The following is a 14,215-nucleotide window of genomic DNA, read 5'->3' as shown; positions in this document are numbered from 1 at the left end:
CGGTAATACTTCCTGCAGGAATAAATGAGCTATTCATGCTATCAAATAAGGGTAGTTAATTCTTATTAGAGGGATGTGATGGCTCATTGGCTAGTGGACAGTCCGGGGTCTGGAGACGGTACCCGAAATGCAGATTTCTGGCTTGATCACCTGCAGGCTCAGGGGATTTCCGATATCGAAGTTTGCCATCTGGATAAGCAGGAGCAATGGCGCGGCAGAGTGTCCAAAGGCGATTGCCTGATGGCGGCTGGTGGGGATGGTACGGTCAATGGTGTGGCTGAAATCTGTCTTGAAAACGATGCGATTCTGGCTGTTTTACCGTCCGGTACCGCCAATGACTTTGCTCGTAATCTCAACATCCCCGATGAGCCACAACAGATTGTCCAGCTTGTCGCGGAAGGCACCGTGCAAAACATTGATGTTGCGGTTGCCGGAGAGCGGATATTTTTGAACGTCGCTCACATTGGGCTTGGAACGCTGCCTGCCCGTGAAGCGGATGGGCCGACGAAAAAGTGGTTAGGGCAATTCAGTTACGTGGCTACGCTGTTTCGGCAGATCGGTGAACAGCGTGGCTTTCATGCCGAAATACAAACCGAAGAGTCGGCGATGAAAGGGCGCTGGTTGTCGGTTGCGATCGCCTCTGGTGCCTTTTTTGGTGGGGGGCACGAAATTCCGGAAGCCTCAGCCAACGATGGACAGTTGAATGTTGTTGCGGTGAAGCCCAGGCCATTGCTGCAATTGCTGTTTGCGTTTTTGATGGTACGGCTGAACGGCAAGACACCTCGGCGAACCAGCACTATCGTGCAGGTGAAAAGCTCGGTATGTCAGGTGCGCACCACCCAGCCTAAACCGGTGACGGTTGATGGTGACGAGGCCGGTACCACACCCTTTGAGGCGGTCTGCAAGAAGGGTGTTCTGAGGGTTATTGGCCGAGAAGTCGTGCAGGCCGGAAGGGCAATGTGATTCGCCCTTCCGGTTTTAGGTCGAGGCGTCGAGTTACAGGCCGGCTACTTTAGCCCGGGCGGCATGGAGCTTCTTGTAGCTTTCGATCATCTTCAAATGCCTGTCCAGGCCTTCCAGATTCGTGCTGGTTTCTTCCAGTCCATAGAAGCGCACTGAGCCATTGAGGGAGCCGACAACGGCATCCATAACTTCGTTGCCGAACATCCGGCGGAAATTGTAGAGATAGTCTTCCAGCTCGAGTTCTTCGTCCAGCGTGGCCTCCAGAGAAGCTTGCATCGCCTGATAGAAAAGACCGCGCTCGACAGTGTTGTCGTTAAACTGCCGGAACATTTCGACCAGTTCCAGAGCTTCTTCAAGCTCGCCCAAGGCCAGATAAATGAGTAGTTTCAGCTCCAGAATGGTGAGCTGACCCCAAACGGTGTTCTCATCAAACTCAATGCCGATCAGCGTGACGATTGTCATGTACACATCTAGCTCGGCTTCTTCCAAGCGCTCAACCAGACTCGCCAGTTCGTCTTCGTTCAGACGATGCAGGTTGAGGATGTCTTCCCGGAAGGCCAGCGCCATATTGGTGTTGTCCCAAACGAGGTCTTCCACCGGGTACACTTCGGAATAGCCGGGTACCAGAATTCGGCAAACCGGTGCGCCGAGATCTTCAAAGACCGCCATATAGCATTCCTTGCCCATATCCGAGAAGATGCCAAACAGCGCTTCGGCCTCTTCCTCTGTGGTGCCGGAGAAATCCCATTCCACAAAGTCGTAGTCGGATTTAGAGCTGAAGAAACGCCAGGACACCACACCGCTGGAATCAATAAAGTGCTCAACGTAGTTGTTGGGTTCTGTCACTGCCATGGTGTTGAACGTAGGAGCGGGCAGGTCGTTCAGGCCTTCGAAGCTGCGGCCCTGCATTAGCTCGGTCAGGCTGCGCTCCAGCGCCACCTGGAAGCTAGGGTGGGCACCGAAGCAAGCAAATACGCCGCCGGTTTTAGGGTTCATCACGGTGACCGAGATGACCGGGAACTGGCCGCCCAAAGAGGCGTCTTTGACCAGCACCGGGAAACCCTGTTCTTCCAAGGCGTTCAGACCTTCCACGATGTCCGGGTATTTTGCCAACACTTCGTCCGGCACGTCCGGCAGGGCAATTTCGTTCTCGATGATTTCTTTCTTGACCGCCCGTTCGAGGATTTCTGATAGGCACTGAACCTGAGCTTCCTGCAGTGTGTTACCAGCGCTCATGCCGTTGCTGAGGAACAGGTTTTCGATCAAGTTAGAGGGGAAGTACACGGTTTCCCCATCGGACTGGCGCACGTAAGGGATGCTGCAGATGCCTCGCTCAGGTGTGCCTGAGTTGGTGTCAAACAGATGAGTGCCCAACAGTTCGCCGTCGGGGTTGTAGATGCCAAGGCTGTAGTCGTCCAGAATGCCTGCGGGCAGCTCGCCCTCAGGGCCCGGCTGGAACCACTTCTCGTTCGGATAATGCACGAACTTACTGTTCGCAATGTCCTGGCCGAAGTACTGATCGTTATAGAAGAAGTTGCAGTTCAGGCGTTCAATGAACTCACCCAGTGCGGAAGCCAACGCAGCTTCCTTGGTGGCCCCTTTGCCGTTGGTGAAACACATGTGTGCAGCGGTATCGCGAACATGCAGTGACCAGACGTGGGGCACAATGTTGCGCCAGGAGGCGATCTCGATTTTCATGCCCAGATCAGAAAGGATCCCGGTCATGTTGGCAATGGTCTGCTCCAGGGGCAGATCTTTACCTTCAATGTAAGTGCTAGTGTTTTCGCCGGACCCGACGTTAAGCAAGGCCTGAGCATCTTCATCCAGGTTTTCCACCACTTCGATCTGGAAGTCTGGCCCGGTTTGCACCACTTTCTTCACGGTGCAGCGGTCGATGGAACGGATAATACCTTGGCGGTCTTTGTCGGAAATGTCTTCCGGCAACTCCACTTGGATTTTGAAGATCTGTTTGTAACGGTTTTCCGGGTCTACAATATTGTTTTGCGACAGACGAATGTTGTCGGTCGGAATGTCTCGAGCGTTGCAGTAAACCTTTACAAAGTAAGCGGCACACATGGCTGAGGACGCCAGAAAGTAATCGAACGGGCCGGGCGCCGAACCATCCCCTTTATAGCGGACAGGTTGGTCCGAGACGACGGTGAAATCGTCGAATTTGGCCTCAAGCCTCAGGTTGTCGAGATAATTGACTTTGATTTCCATGGGCAGCTTACCGGATTCAGAAATATGAGCAGTTTACGCGGAATTGACGAGGTTATCCCCGACGCGCGGGATGGTCTCACAAAAACAGAGAGGACGATACTGTACGTCCTTAGCGAAACCCAAAAGGAATTGGGCGGGCGCAATGTGCCCACAGTGATGCTTTATGGCCGTGTGCTGGAATACGTGAACATCAGCGAGCAGGAATTGCACGTATATTTGGATCGCCTGGGGGTCAAGGGCGACGGGCGCTAGCTCAGCGCACCACAAAGACCGATATGTTGCTGTGCTTGACGATCTCTGCCGCGTTAGAGCGCAGCAGGTGCAAAGCGTCGCCAATTCCCGGCGAGTGGGATGCCATCACCACTAGATCGGTGCTCGTATCCTTTATTGCGCCGAGCAGCTTGTCGTCCAATTCAACGGCCGTGTCGACTGACTCCAGCACTTTAGCGTAGGTCTGTATACCGTGGGATTTTCCCTGCTCATCGGCGAATTCTTTGAGCTTGTCTGCCAGTTCCTTCGGGTTGTGGGCGGCAGCACCTGGGGTGCTGTTAGTCACGGTGACGTAACAGAGCCTTGCCCCGTAGTGTTTGGCCATATCGATGGCTGTGTTGAGCGTTTTCGCCATTCGGTCTAAGTGCGCCAGATCAACGGGAACGAGAATGTTCTGGTACATGACTCGACCTCCTTCTGTTCAAAATTCGAACTATTAGTGGTGAGTCTGGACCATGACCTCCGTGATTCGCAAGTTTCAGGGGCGTTCCCTAGGGACTCGTTTCGAGGTAATGTGCGTGCTAACGAATACAGAGCTGAATACCAGCCAGTAATAAAAACATATATTTAAAGGAGCCACACCGTGTCGGAACTTGCCACCTACGAAAGCTTTAATATTGAAGTCACAGACTACGTTGCGCATGTGCAGTTCAGCCGTCCTGAGGCGATGAACTCGATGAACAAAGCGTTTTGGTTGGAACTGCCTCGCTGCGTGCAGGATATTGAGGCCAATACCAATGCCCGGGCTATCGTTATTTCTTCCACTGGAAAGCATTTCTCTGCCGGCATGGATCTGGGGGTGTTTTCTGATCCGAAATCTGTGCCTATGAGTGGCGACCCCGGCCGCATGGCTGAGAATTTGCGCCGCGTGGTGTTGCAGCTGCAAGATACTCTGACTTCTTTGGAAAAGGTTCGTTTGCCGGTGCTGGCAGCGGTGCACGGAGGTTGCATTGGTGGGGCACTGGATTTGGTGTGTGCGGCAGACAGCCGCTATTGCACTAAGGATGCCTATTTCACCATTAAAGAAACCGAGCTGGGGATGACGGCTGACGTGGGTACATTGCAGCGCTTGCCGAAGCTGATGCCAGAAGGCGTGGTGCGTGAGTTGGCCTACACCGGCCGGAAATTTGGCGCCGAAGAAGCTCAACGCCTTGGCTTTGTGAATAGTGTGTATGACTCTCAGGAAGAAATGGTTGAGGTTGTGCTGGCGATCGCTGCACAAATTGCTGCCAACTCTCCGCTGGCGGTTACCGGCTGTAAAGAAATGCTGAACTTTAGCCGTGACCACAGCGTCGAAGACAGCTTGAAGTATATGGCTACCTGGCAGGCCGGTATGTTCCGCCCGACCGACATGATGAAAACCTTCCAGGCCAAGGCTCAGAAACAGGCCCCGGCCTACGATGACCTGTTCCCGGTCAAGGATCTGTTTTCTAACTGATTCATGAGTAAGCGCCAAAGTTCCTCAATCTCCTCAGTCGCCGCCCTGTTGTTTCAGGGCGGTATTGGTGTGGTGGGGGCCATTGCGCTCTGGTTGTTTGATATTCCGGTACTGGCGGGCAACGTTGGTTGGATCAACGCGTTCGTTTATGGTGTCGTGGGAGCCGCGGCGACCTATCTGTTTTTGTTGCAACTGACCAAGCTGGCCAGGCTTTTCCCGGACGGCCTCAGTGAACAAATGCAGGCATTGTATAAGTTTGCAGCGAGTTATTGCTGGCCGGTGCTTCTGCTATTATCCCTGCTGGCCGGGGTGGGTGAGGAGCTGTTGTTTCGAGGTGCCATCCAAGGCGGGTTGCTCCAGTACACAGGGCAGTGGACTGCGGTCATTGTCGCTTCATTGCTATTCGGGTTGGTGCACTACGTTTCTTTTACCTATTTTGTCATAGCAACGGGATTGGGGTTGGTCTTGGGCACCGCCTATCAACTCAGTGGCAGTCTGATCATGGTGATGGTCTGGCACGCTGTATACGATGTGTTGGCCCTGTATTTTCTGTTGAATTATCCTTCATGGTTTGGCGTCCGCCGATAACCATCTTCTGACGATCTGAATTAGGAATAATGCGTGTTTGAAAGCTATTTGACCGGTTTCCTGGTGGGCGGTGGCCTTATCGTTGCCATTGGTGCTCAGAACGCCTATGTGCTTAGCCAGGCTATCCGTCGAGAGCATCATTGGTGGTCTGCCGGAGTTTGCATGATCTCCGATATCGTGCTGTTCACCTTGGGGATGTTTGGTGTATCCGCTGCGTTGACTGCGATGCCCCAAGGCTTGGAGATTCTACGCTGGCTGGGTGTGGTGTTCTTGGGTTGGTTGGCGCTTCAGGCATTCATTCGGGTTGGACGGGGCCGGGCGGCACTGACCGCAAAGCAGCAAAAAAGGCGCAGTTTGAAAGGCGTTTTACTGACGACTTTGGCGGTTACCCTGCTGAACCCACAGGTTTATTTGGATACTTTGTTGCTGGTTCCGGCAGTGGGGGCTCAACAGTCAAGTGCTAATGGGTTTTTGGTGGGAGCGAGCAGTGCGTCGGTGTTGTGGTTCGGAGGGCTGGCGTGGTTCGGGTCGTCGATGGCGCCGATTCTGTCACGCCCGAGAGTTTGGCGTGTTATCGATGGTTTGATTGGTTTGATGATGCTTGCAATTGCAATGCAGCTGGCATTCGTGGGGCTGAAATAAATCAAACGGTTGTATGAAAATGGGTTGAGTCTTCGATTAGCTTGCAGGAAGATAGCTCGCTATAAAACGCCTGCAAGGCTCCCAATACACAGAGGTACCCGATGAATTCAACCATTCGACGCTGGTTAGCCAGTGCCAACTCCCTGCGGCATATGATGAATATGTTTGCTCCGTATCTAGGGGCCGGCATCAAAGCTACCCATATTGCGGATGATTTCTCCTCAGCCACGGTGGAAATGAAGCAGCGTTGGTACAACACCAACTACGTGGGTACTCATTTCGGCGGATCGCTCTACAGCATGGTTGATCCCATGTACATGCTTTTGCTCATGCGCAAGCTGGGTAACAGCTATGTGGTTTGGGATAAAGCGGCGAGCATCGAATTCATCAGGCCGGGTAAAGGCCGTGTGACGGCTCATTTTGAGCTGACTGAAGCAAAGTTGGAGGGAATCCGGCAGGCAACGGAAAACGGCGATAAATATTTGCCGGAGTGGACGCTCGATATCGTCGATGAATCTGGTGAGATTGTCGCGAAAGTGAATAAAGTTCTATACGTTCGAAAGAAAAAAGCCCGGGCCAATAGCTGATCCGGGCCTATTCGTGACCAACGGCTAGTTACTCAGAACCCACCTCGACCCGCTTCAGGAAGCGCGCGATATCGTCAAATGCTTCCTCGGCCTGGGGTAACAGCGGGGTGAATATCTGCCAGACATGTACCATGCGCTGCCAGGTGTGTAGCTCCACCGGCGACCCTTCTGCCTTGGCCTTGGCGGCGTATCGAGCCGCATTATCCAGCAGCATTTCAGTAGTGCTGGCGTGAATCAGGGTGGGTGGCAGGTTAGCAAGGTTCCCACGCAGCGGAGATGCGACCGGGTTGGTCGGAGACAATCGGAAAGCAGCCAGTGTGCCCCACCAGATAACCGGCAGAGGGACTTTTGAAAGCCCGCCAAATATTGGCCCCAGCATGGCATCGCTTCGGATGTTGTCACGATTACTGGGGGCCGTCAGTGTCAGGTCTGTCGACGGAGACAGGGCGACCGCCGCGTCTGCCTGGCGTAAACCGCTATCACGTAACCAGGCGATCAACGATAGAGTGTGGCTGCCGCCGGCAGAATCCCCTGCCACGACCATAAACTCAGTTTCGGATTCGCCTTCGGGACCGTGGTGAAGAAGCCAAGTGTAGGCTTCCCGACAGTCAATGATGCCGTCCATAAAGCGATGTTCTGGCATCAATCGATAATCCACAGCAAACACCGCGGCATTGGCAACTTGGGAGAATCGATTGGTCACCGCGCGATGGCTGGTCGGGCTACCAACGGACCAGGCGCCGCCGTGGATATAGAGCACTCTGCGTTGGGTGTTCACCCCTGGTGCAATCACCCACTCGCCTTTCGGCAGCGCACAAGGGCGAATCTCAGACTCGATTTCTGCCTCTGCCCCCAAACGATCAAAATGGTTACGCACAGCCGCTAATCTGGCTTTGCCTTTTAGCCCCTTGGACGAACGCCCCATCTCTTTTATCCGTGAGAGCACTTCGTCTTGGGCGGGGTGAGGAGAGACTTCATTGATGGCCCATTCGTTGCCGTCAAAGTGCGAAAGGTCCTGAACCCGAAACAACAGGAAGGTGGCAACAACGAGCATTACAACGATGGCGAGTAAAATCCAGAGCATGAGTGTTCCTTAATGGGTGCCTCGTTTTCCGATGCCTAATATGCTGGCGTTATGTTCTTATAATGGCAACTATTTCAGAGTTGCGATGGTTTGCAATTGGCTCAGTTGCCCAAAGGAGGTCACGTATGCCCAAGGTGTTTTTTGGTGTTGAGATTGCGCCCGACATTAAAGAGCGTTTGTTGAGGGTTCAAGCGCCGGTTGAGTCTGCCCGTTGGCAGCGTTATGAACAACTGCATCTGACGTTGGTGTTTCTGGGGGACGTTGCTGAAAACGCAGTAGTACGGTTGTCTGATACGGCAGGCGGCGTGTCGGCGAGTCCGTTTGAGCTTGCCGTCAGCGGTTTAGGGTGTTTTGGCTCGCCGGAGCGGCCAAAGACCTTCTGGGCGGGTGTCTCGCCAGAGGTTTTGGTTGTTCATCTGCATCGGCAATTAGTGGATCTGTTGGTGGCGGCCGGTTTTAAGGTTGAACACCGCCATTTTCGACCGCACATTACGCTGAGCCGGTTTGGCCGGGATGCAGGGGCGGTCAAGCCCTTGATCGAGTCGGAGCATAACGCTGGCTTTGGTGTTATGGCTGTACGGGAGTTCGTTTTGTATGAAAGTACCCAAGGGCCAAACGGTTCTGTTTATACCGTATTAAAGCGGTTTCCCCTATAAATGAGGGCCTGGCAACGTCGAGCATGACGACGCCCATTGAGGATGTACTGGTGAGTAAAGGTTTCATGAAGTGCCCGGTGTGCGAGTTGGCTGAGCTGGGTTCGTTCCGCGAAATAGAGCAAAAGCGCTATCTACGGTGTGGCAACTGCCAAGCTACGATTATGGCGCCTGAATGTCGGTTAACACCAGATGAAGAGCGCGCAGTGTATCAGCTGCACGACAACGACCCTGATGACGCGGGATACCGGCGTTTTTTGTCGAAACTGGCGGCTCCAATGATCGCAAGATTGCCGGAAGGAGCGACGGGGCTGGATTTTGGGTGCGGCCCGGGACCGGCGTTGGCCAGGATGTTTGAAGAAGCAGGTTTTTCGGTTGCGCTATATGATCTGTTCTTTTATCCAGAAGCATCTGTACTGGAGCAAAACTATGACTTCGTGACCTGCACCGAGGTGGTTGAGCATCTGTTTCAGCCGGCCAAGGTCTTTGCTCAATTTGACCGTCTTCTGAACCCCGGTGGGGTGTTAGGCATTATGACTTGCTTTCAGACTGACGATGATCGTTTCGACAACTGGCACTATCGGCGTGACCCTACACATGTGGTTTTTTATAGGGAAGAAACGTTTGAGTGGTTGGCCAAACGCTATGGCTGGCAGATGGACAGTCCGGCTAAAGATGTTGTGCTGCTCCGAAAACCGCTCTGAATCGCTGAGCGGCTAGTCTGTATCTGCCGGGCAGGCAGGCAGTTCCGGGCATACGGATGAGGTGTCGGGTGACCTGTTGTCTGGAAGGAATTTTGCGACGTTGAAACGGTCGCCGGCGAGGCTGGCTGCGCAGGTCATCGCCTGATTTGCCTGTTGCTGGCAACCTTTCGCTGAGAGGGCATAAGCCAGGTTGTTCCAGCCATCAGCAAACTCTGGAAATCGAAGGGTTGCACGGCGAAGGTGGTCGGCAGCCGCGCCAAAACGATTTTGACTGTAGGCCAGGTTGCCCAGAGCTAAAAGCGGTGCGGGCTCATCCATCCAGTGATGCTCTGCGGTCTGATACGCGGTCTTGGCTGCTAGAGTGTGGCCGGTGGTCTCCAGATCGTGGGCAGCGCGTAGCCAGGGCAAAAGCTCGGCGGTTGCCGGTAATTTGTCGGGGGGCAGGATTACCATCGCCCAGCGCTCGGCCCGGTTCCAGGTTGTGTGGAACACTTTGTAAGGCTGGTGGTGATGTTTACGGGTGTCGGTATTGAGTATCAGGGTTTCGTTCTGATTGTCGTATCCGACAACCACCGCAAAGTGCCACTGCGGCCACCAATCGAATCCCAGATTTTGCATGACCAGCACCGGGTTGCCAGCCGAGACTTCGGCCAGAAGTGTTTTGATGTCTGGCTGTAAATGATAAACCACCATGTTATGTGACCGCGCACCGGCAACCATCTCAACCTGCAGCGAGCCTTCCCGCTCGGGCAGATAGACCAGTTCTTTCAGAATTTCCGGCTCGGTGCTAAGGCCTTGACTGTTCAGCATGGTGGCTAATGACGCCGGGCCACACTGATACTTTTCTTGAGGATAAAAGGGAACATCAGCCAACAGTTGCGGGCTGTCTGTGTCCGTTTGGTCAGCGGTGGGCGAATCAGGCCAGGGCGGAGTGGTTGCGCACCCGACCAGCAGGAGCAGCCCGAGAAGGGCTGACAGCCTTCTGCATCTTGCAAATGCCGTCTGACAAACGGAGAGGATTAGCGAATACAATTGATGAAGGAGAACAGGTTAGTGGCACACAGCATGTCGGTGATGATGAACACCAACAGAAATAAAACGATGATTCCGACCACGCCTTCACCTGTGGGGGCCTCGGCCAACTGTTGTTCAAAGTCAGCCAGTTCGGCGGGCGTGAGGTTCTGGATTCGCTCCGCTACTTGGTCTTCACTGACACCAAGCTCGGCGAGTTTTTCTTTAACCTCTTGCTGTTCCAGCATGCTTAACAACTGTTGGCGGTCCAGGTTGACCTGTTGCTGCTGAATCAACTCGCCGGTCCCGACCATGCCAGCGCTGGCGGAGACCGAAAAGGTGGTGGCAAAAGCCATTAGAATGGCCATCACAAGCGAAAACTGCTTGGCATAGCGTCGAATGCCGTTCATTGCAGGCTCCTTTCCCGTTTGTTTAGTTCCCTTAACCCTAGAATGCTCCGGCTTACCATTCAACATACAAAACGTTCATGGATAAAAAGCACAGAGGTCAAAAGGTTGAGAGACCGGTGGCTTCCATAAAACGGTATTGCCAGTATTTCAGGCGGGAGTCATCAGCCCAGTCGGAATAGGGCAAGCTCAGAGGAGCGCTGTTCGTTTGTTCGTTTGCCCAGTGCTGATCGAAAAAATCCGAGGCTGTGCGGGCAACCGGATGGTCGTTGGGCACGCTCAGCCATACATTGGATTCAAGATTCAGGTCGTCCAGATTTCTTCGCGTAAAGTTGGCAGAGCCAAGCAGCAGTTCTAGCTGGCCATCGTTGCGGGTGTAGGTGAGTAACTTACTGTGGCATTGTTCACCTTGAGTATTGCACCAGCGCACAGCAAGGCCTGCTTTGTGTAGTTCGCGGCCAACCGGGCGGTTTGGAATTCCGTTTTTCTCATGGCCGAAAGCATCTTTGTTTGCGTCTAACAGTAGGCGGATAGTGACACCGCGATGTTGTGCGGCTTTTAACGCTTTGATGATAGGTCGGTGAGAGAAATAGAACATCGCGATATCTAACGTTTCGCCAGATTGGCTTCGGGCGACCATGTCCAATGCTTGATCGCGAATGGCTGACTCGGTAAGAAGTTTTATCGTTGCTGACGAACCGGGTTCAGATTGTTGGGTGATGGCTGCTTGGTTAAGCCAACGGTCAAACGTTTGCGTGTTGGCGCCGGACATTTGGGCGATTGCGCGCTCGCTCTCAATCACATCTTTTATGGCTGGTCCGCTGAACGTGAGCCCGATGTTGCTGTGACGGCTGCTGCCGTCATGGGGATTCGCGGAGGTAATGAGCGCACGAAACTGATCACCTGAGTCGGCGACCAAAACTTTACGATGATTGGCTTTGAAGTTGGGCAGCGCCAGATAGCTGCGTAGTGTCGTTTGTTCGGTACCAAGGGCGTTTGGCAGCCAACCGCCGTCGGGGTCGTTGCCAAGCCATTGGCAGCAAAGACGCCAAACGGCAGACCACGCGGGGTTGCTGTCACGCAGAGGTTTGAGGTTGGTGACAATCAATTCAATGCCAGCTTTCTTCAGAGCCTCAAATTCGGGTGAACGGGTGCCGCCGTAGAAAGTGTTCAGAGGGTCTGAAATCACCAAAATATCGATGTTTGGGATAGCCCGCTTTTTGTTGATCAATGCCTTAGTCAATTGACGGGCCAGCGGGCGAAGTTCTGCACTCTCTGCGCCAGTGCTGTTGTAAAGAAACATGTCGATTAAGATGAACTGCTCAGCGTGGGCGATCAGCCGCAATGCTTCATCAAAGATCTTGTGGTCTAGCGTTGTTTTGCCGTTTGGAAAGTGCCGTGTGGTGTCGGTTAACAGACGAGGGGAAAGCAGAGGGACGGTGCTTCCTGTATATCGAATGCCCTCCGGTAGGGGTTTGTAGGAATGCCACGCACCCAAAGCGATCAAAACCAATAGTAAGATACAGGCTAATAACTTCATCGTCATAGTCGCTTCGATCCGTCGAATGGGCCCGTCCTGAGCCGTTTAATCACGTTGTTTATTGATAACCCACTCGGAGAAAAGCTCAAGAAGCCAAGTGGCCTGAGGGGCGGGCGAGACTCTATTTAGGAGTGATTCGGTGTTGAGGCCTTCTTTTTCAAGTTCGGGCTGTTGAACCTTGAGGTAGCTTCTCATTACGTCATCGGAGAACTCGGGGTGGAACTGAACGCCCCAGGCATTGTTGCCAACCCGGAATGCTTGGTGTGGCTCAAAATCTGTTGCGCCGAGCAGCACTGCTTCGGGAGGTAACTCCAGAACGGATTGTTTGTGGGTCAATTGAGCGAAGAACTGCGGGGGAAGATGACGAAACAACGGGTCAGTTTGCGCGTTCTCGAACAGCGTGACGTTTTGTGTGCCGGTTTCGCGCCCTTGTGGATGGTAGCCGACTTTCCCCCCCAAAGCGTGGGCAAGTAATTGGTGGCCATAGCAGACACCGAACGTTGGAATGTTTGTCTGCACGGCCTCTTTTAACCATCCCGCGGCTTGCTCGCTCCACGGCTCACGGTCGCTCACCATGGCTGGGGAGCCAGTAATGACAACGCCATGCCAATCCTGAGGGCGACCGGGTGGGAGTGCCTGCGTCACGTCAGCGATGGTAAGGTCCAGTTGGCTGGACAGCCTAGCTACAAACCAGTCTTCAAAATCTCCAAACTGATCTTTAATTTGAGGGTAGGTTGTGCCCGTTTTCAGGATCACGACCCGAGGCTTCATGCCCTCATTTGTACCAGCCATACTGCACCTCATCTGATGCTAAAGCGTTGCGCAGATTATTCCTGCGGCAATTCAGCGTTATGGAATACGTTCTGAACGTCGTCGAGATCGTTCAGCATATCCATAAATTTTTCGAACATCGGAATATCGTCGCCTTCTACCGGTGTGGTGGTTTTAGGCAAGAATTGAATTTCGTCTACTTCGAACTCAATGCCCTCGAAGGCTTCTTCCAAGGCCTGCTTGGCTTTGGCGTATTCGGTGTTCGGTGTGAAAACGGTGATAGTTTCGTTTTCATTCTCGATATCGGTGACATCAACATCGGCTTCCATCAGGGCTTCAAGGACAGCTTCTTCGTCCTGGCCCTTGAATACAAAAATCGCACAGTGGTCAAACATGTGAGCGACAGCGCCGGGGGTGCCGATTTTGCATTTTGTTTTGGTGAAAGCCAGACGAACATCGCCAAAGGTTCGGTTCGGGTTATCAGTCAGGCAGTCAACGATGACCATGCAATTGCCCGGACCATAGCCTTCGTAGCGAGCGGTGGAGTAGTCTTCGCCTCCGCCACCTTTGGCTTTATCAATGGCTTTTTCAATAACGTGGGTGGGAACCTGGTCTTTCTTCGCGCGCTCAATTAGCCCTCGCAGAGATAGGTTGGCCTGAGGGTCAATGCCGCCAGACTTGGCCGACATGTAAATTTCCCGCCCGTATTTGCTGTAGACCTTGGTTTTTGCCGCAGCCGTTTTGGCCATGGATTCTTTGCGATTCTGATAGGCTCTGCCCATATTTCTGTGCCCCTTGCTTGCTATAAAGAGCGTGATTTTACTGAACCTGAGGACAATACAACAGCTTTGTTACGCCAGTTCGGGAACTCGTCGGATTCCGCGGCGAAGGCCCAATTCCAGTGAAGAGCGAATCAGCTTCCCTGTCAGAGGAATGACATCTTCAAAGCGGATGGTGTACCGAAGGCGGGTTTGGCCGTCACTGGTTTCGCTGAAATGAATGCGACCTATGTGATTTTTGATCGGACCGGCGCTGGTGATTGTGTATTCGATCAACGAATAGGGCTCAAACTCAAGCACTGTCTCTTCGATACTTAGAGGCCCCAAGCCTACTTTACGAACCGACCCTGCGCCATTCGGGTCGGCCTGATGGCTATCTTTAATGCGTTTGACCGGCGCACCAATCATTTTGCCAAAGCGGTGGTGGTCTGCAAACAGCGCAAACACTTTCTTGCTCGGTACGTTGAAGGTTTCATCGATCTCAATTGTGTAAACAGGCATGTTGCTTCTCTATCGTTCTTTGATGTTGGTCCAAGAGTAACGGTTCACACTGTTTAA

The 14,215-nt window shown here is 53.3% G+C and carries 17 protein-coding genes; 8 read left to right on the top strand and 9 right to left on the bottom strand.

Going from position 1 to position 14,215, the window contains the following annotated elements; translation table 11 throughout:
• Positions 1-78 precede the first annotated feature (78 nt).
• Positions 79-963, top strand: coding sequence for a diacylglycerol/lipid kinase family protein (locus K5L82_RS08645; protein ID WP_133006208.1), 885 nt, complete (start codon positions 79-81; stop codon positions 961-963).
• Between the two features lie 33 nt (positions 964-996).
• Here the strand turns inward: K5L82_RS08645 and K5L82_RS08640 are convergent, their stop codons facing one another.
• The gene (locus K5L82_RS08640; protein ID WP_223133837.1) at positions 997-3,183 is read right to left on the bottom strand and encodes an OsmC domain/YcaO domain-containing protein; all 2,187 of its coding nucleotides are present in this window, start codon (positions 3,181-3,183) and stop codon (positions 997-999) included.
• 24 nt (positions 3,184-3,207) lie between these two features.
• Between K5L82_RS08640 and K5L82_RS08635 the strand changes: the two genes are divergently transcribed.
• Positions 3,208-3,435 carry a hypothetical protein gene (locus K5L82_RS08635; RefSeq protein WP_133006206.1) on the top strand — a complete coding sequence of 76 codons (228 nt, stop codon included), beginning with the start codon at positions 3,208-3,210 and terminating at the stop codon, positions 3,433-3,435.
• A 1-nt stretch (position 3,436) separates the two neighbouring features.
• Here K5L82_RS08635 and K5L82_RS08630 read toward each other — a convergent pair whose 3' ends face one another.
• Positions 3,437-3,856 (bottom strand): universal stress protein, encoded by a 420-nt coding sequence (locus K5L82_RS08630; protein WP_133006205.1) that lies wholly within the window; start codon positions 3,854-3,856, stop codon positions 3,437-3,439.
• A 180-nt stretch (positions 3,857-4,036) separates the two neighbouring features.
• On the opposite strand from K5L82_RS08630, the gene K5L82_RS08625 reads away from it, so the two are divergent.
• From K5L82_RS08625 to K5L82_RS08610, 4 genes are all read left to right on the top strand, one after another.
• Positions 4,037-4,891, top strand: coding sequence for a crotonase/enoyl-CoA hydratase family protein (locus K5L82_RS08625; RefSeq protein ID WP_223133836.1), 855 nt, complete (start codon positions 4,037-4,039; stop codon positions 4,889-4,891).
• Between the two features lie 3 nt (positions 4,892-4,894).
• Positions 4,895-5,479 carry a CPBP family intramembrane glutamic endopeptidase gene (locus K5L82_RS08620; protein WP_223133835.1) on the top strand — a complete coding sequence of 195 codons (585 nt, stop codon included), beginning with the start codon at positions 4,895-4,897 and terminating at the stop codon, positions 5,477-5,479.
• A 33-nt stretch (positions 5,480-5,512) separates the two neighbouring features.
• Positions 5,513-6,121, top strand: a complete 609-nt coding sequence (locus tag K5L82_RS08615) for a LysE/ArgO family amino acid transporter (protein ID WP_133006203.1) — start codon at positions 5,513-5,515, stop codon at positions 6,119-6,121.
• Between the two features lie 101 nt (positions 6,122-6,222).
• A complete protein-coding gene (locus K5L82_RS08610) occupies positions 6,223-6,708 on the top strand; it encodes a DUF4442 domain-containing protein (RefSeq protein WP_223133834.1) in 486 nt (161 codons plus the stop codon).
• A 28-nt stretch (positions 6,709-6,736) separates the two neighbouring features.
• Here K5L82_RS08610 and K5L82_RS08605 read toward each other — a convergent pair whose 3' ends face one another.
• Positions 6,737-7,792 (bottom strand): alpha/beta hydrolase, encoded by a 1,056-nt coding sequence (locus tag K5L82_RS08605; RefSeq protein ID WP_223133833.1) that lies wholly within the window; start codon positions 7,790-7,792, stop codon positions 6,737-6,739.
• A gap of 125 nt (positions 7,793-7,917) precedes the next feature.
• Here K5L82_RS08605 and thpR point away from each other — a divergent pair, with 125 nt between their 5' ends.
• Together thpR and K5L82_RS08595 are read left to right on the top strand one after the other, a co-directional pair.
• Positions 7,918-8,448, top strand: coding sequence for an RNA 2',3'-cyclic phosphodiesterase (gene thpR / locus K5L82_RS08600; protein WP_223133832.1), 531 nt, complete (start codon positions 7,918-7,920; stop codon positions 8,446-8,448).
• A 23-nt stretch (positions 8,449-8,471) separates the two neighbouring features.
• Positions 8,472-9,149, top strand: a complete 678-nt coding sequence (locus K5L82_RS08595) for a class I SAM-dependent methyltransferase (RefSeq protein WP_316933380.1) — start codon at positions 8,472-8,474, stop codon at positions 9,147-9,149.
• A 12-nt stretch (positions 9,150-9,161) separates the two neighbouring features.
• On the opposite strand, the gene K5L82_RS08590 is transcribed toward K5L82_RS08595, so the two are convergent.
• The 6 genes from K5L82_RS08590 to K5L82_RS08565 all read right to left on the bottom strand — a co-directional run bounded on the left by K5L82_RS08590 (position 9,162) and on the right by K5L82_RS08565 (position 14,158).
• Positions 9,162-10,022, bottom strand: a complete 861-nt coding sequence (locus tag K5L82_RS08590; RefSeq protein ID WP_262492550.1) for a PA2778 family cysteine peptidase — start codon at positions 10,020-10,022, stop codon at positions 9,162-9,164.
• Positions 10,023-10,168: 146 nt separating this feature from the next.
• Positions 10,169-10,570: a PA2779 family protein gene (locus tag K5L82_RS08585; protein ID WP_223133831.1), complete on the bottom strand. Its 402-nt coding sequence runs from the start codon at positions 10,568-10,570 to the stop codon at positions 10,169-10,171.
• A 97-nt stretch (positions 10,571-10,667) separates the two neighbouring features.
• Complete coding sequence (locus K5L82_RS08580) at positions 10,668-12,113, bottom strand: phospholipase D family protein (RefSeq protein WP_223133830.1); 1,446 nt, start codon at positions 12,111-12,113, stop codon at positions 10,668-10,670.
• Positions 12,114-12,152: 39 nt separating this feature from the next.
• Positions 12,153-12,899, bottom strand: coding sequence for a glutamine amidotransferase (locus K5L82_RS08575; protein ID WP_262492549.1), 747 nt, complete (start codon positions 12,897-12,899; stop codon positions 12,153-12,155).
• Positions 12,900-12,934: 35 nt separating this feature from the next.
• Complete coding sequence (locus K5L82_RS08570; RefSeq protein WP_223133829.1) at positions 12,935-13,660, bottom strand: YebC/PmpR family DNA-binding transcriptional regulator; 726 nt, start codon at positions 13,658-13,660, stop codon at positions 12,935-12,937.
• 69 nt (positions 13,661-13,729) lie between these two features.
• Positions 13,730-14,158: an SRPBCC family protein gene (locus K5L82_RS08565; RefSeq protein ID WP_223133828.1), complete on the bottom strand. Its 429-nt coding sequence runs from the start codon at positions 14,156-14,158 to the stop codon at positions 13,730-13,732.
• Positions 14,159-14,215 lie beyond the last annotated feature (57 nt).

The organism is Marinobacter sp. AL4B, assembly GCF_019916045.1.
Lineage (GTDB): Bacteria > Pseudomonadota > Gammaproteobacteria > Pseudomonadales > Oleiphilaceae > Marinobacter.
The sequence above is the reverse complement of the archived record's forward strand: the minus strand, read 5'-3'. Positions and strand labels throughout refer to the sequence as shown.

Excerpts from the sequence above, each read along its gene's own strand:
- K5L82_RS08595 (WP_316933380.1), top strand. The coding sequence starts at position 8,472 with ATGACGACGCCCATTGAGGATGTACTGGTGAGTAAAGGTTTCATGAAG.
- K5L82_RS08620 (WP_223133835.1), top strand. The coding sequence starts at position 4,895 with ATGAGTAAGCGCCAAAGTTCCTCAATCTCCTCAGTCGCCGCCCTGTTG.
- K5L82_RS08630 (WP_133006205.1), bottom strand. The coding sequence starts at position 3,856 with ATGTACCAGAACATTCTCGTTCCCGTTGATCTGGCGCACTTAGACCGA.
- K5L82_RS08585 (WP_223133831.1), bottom strand. The coding sequence starts at position 10,570 with ATGAACGGCATTCGACGCTATGCCAAGCAGTTTTCGCTTGTGATGGCC.
- K5L82_RS08640 (WP_223133837.1), bottom strand. The coding sequence starts at position 3,183 with ATGGAAATCAAAGTCAATTATCTCGACAACCTGAGGCTTGAGGCCAAA.
- K5L82_RS08605 (WP_223133833.1), bottom strand. The coding sequence starts at position 7,792 with ATGCTCTGGATTTTACTCGCCATCGTTGTAATGCTCGTTGTTGCCACC.
- thpR (WP_223133832.1), top strand. The coding sequence starts at position 7,918 with ATGCCCAAGGTGTTTTTTGGTGTTGAGATTGCGCCCGACATTAAAGAG.
- K5L82_RS08635 (WP_133006206.1), top strand. The coding sequence starts at position 3,208 with ATGAGCAGTTTACGCGGAATTGACGAGGTTATCCCCGACGCGCGGGAT.
- K5L82_RS08575 (WP_262492549.1), bottom strand. The coding sequence starts at position 12,899 with ATGGCTGGTACAAATGAGGGCATGAAGCCTCGGGTCGTGATCCTGAAA.
- K5L82_RS08565 (WP_223133828.1), bottom strand. The coding sequence starts at position 14,158 with ATGCCTGTTTACACAATTGAGATCGATGAAACCTTCAACGTACCGAGC.
- K5L82_RS08645 (WP_133006208.1), top strand. The coding sequence starts at position 79 with ATGGCTCATTGGCTAGTGGACAGTCCGGGGTCTGGAGACGGTACCCGA.
- K5L82_RS08610 (WP_223133834.1), top strand. The coding sequence starts at position 6,223 with ATGAATTCAACCATTCGACGCTGGTTAGCCAGTGCCAACTCCCTGCGG.
- K5L82_RS08580 (WP_223133830.1), bottom strand. The coding sequence starts at position 12,113 with ATGACGATGAAGTTATTAGCCTGTATCTTACTATTGGTTTTGATCGCT.
- K5L82_RS08570 (WP_223133829.1), bottom strand. The coding sequence starts at position 13,660 with ATGGGCAGAGCCTATCAGAATCGCAAAGAATCCATGGCCAAAACGGCT.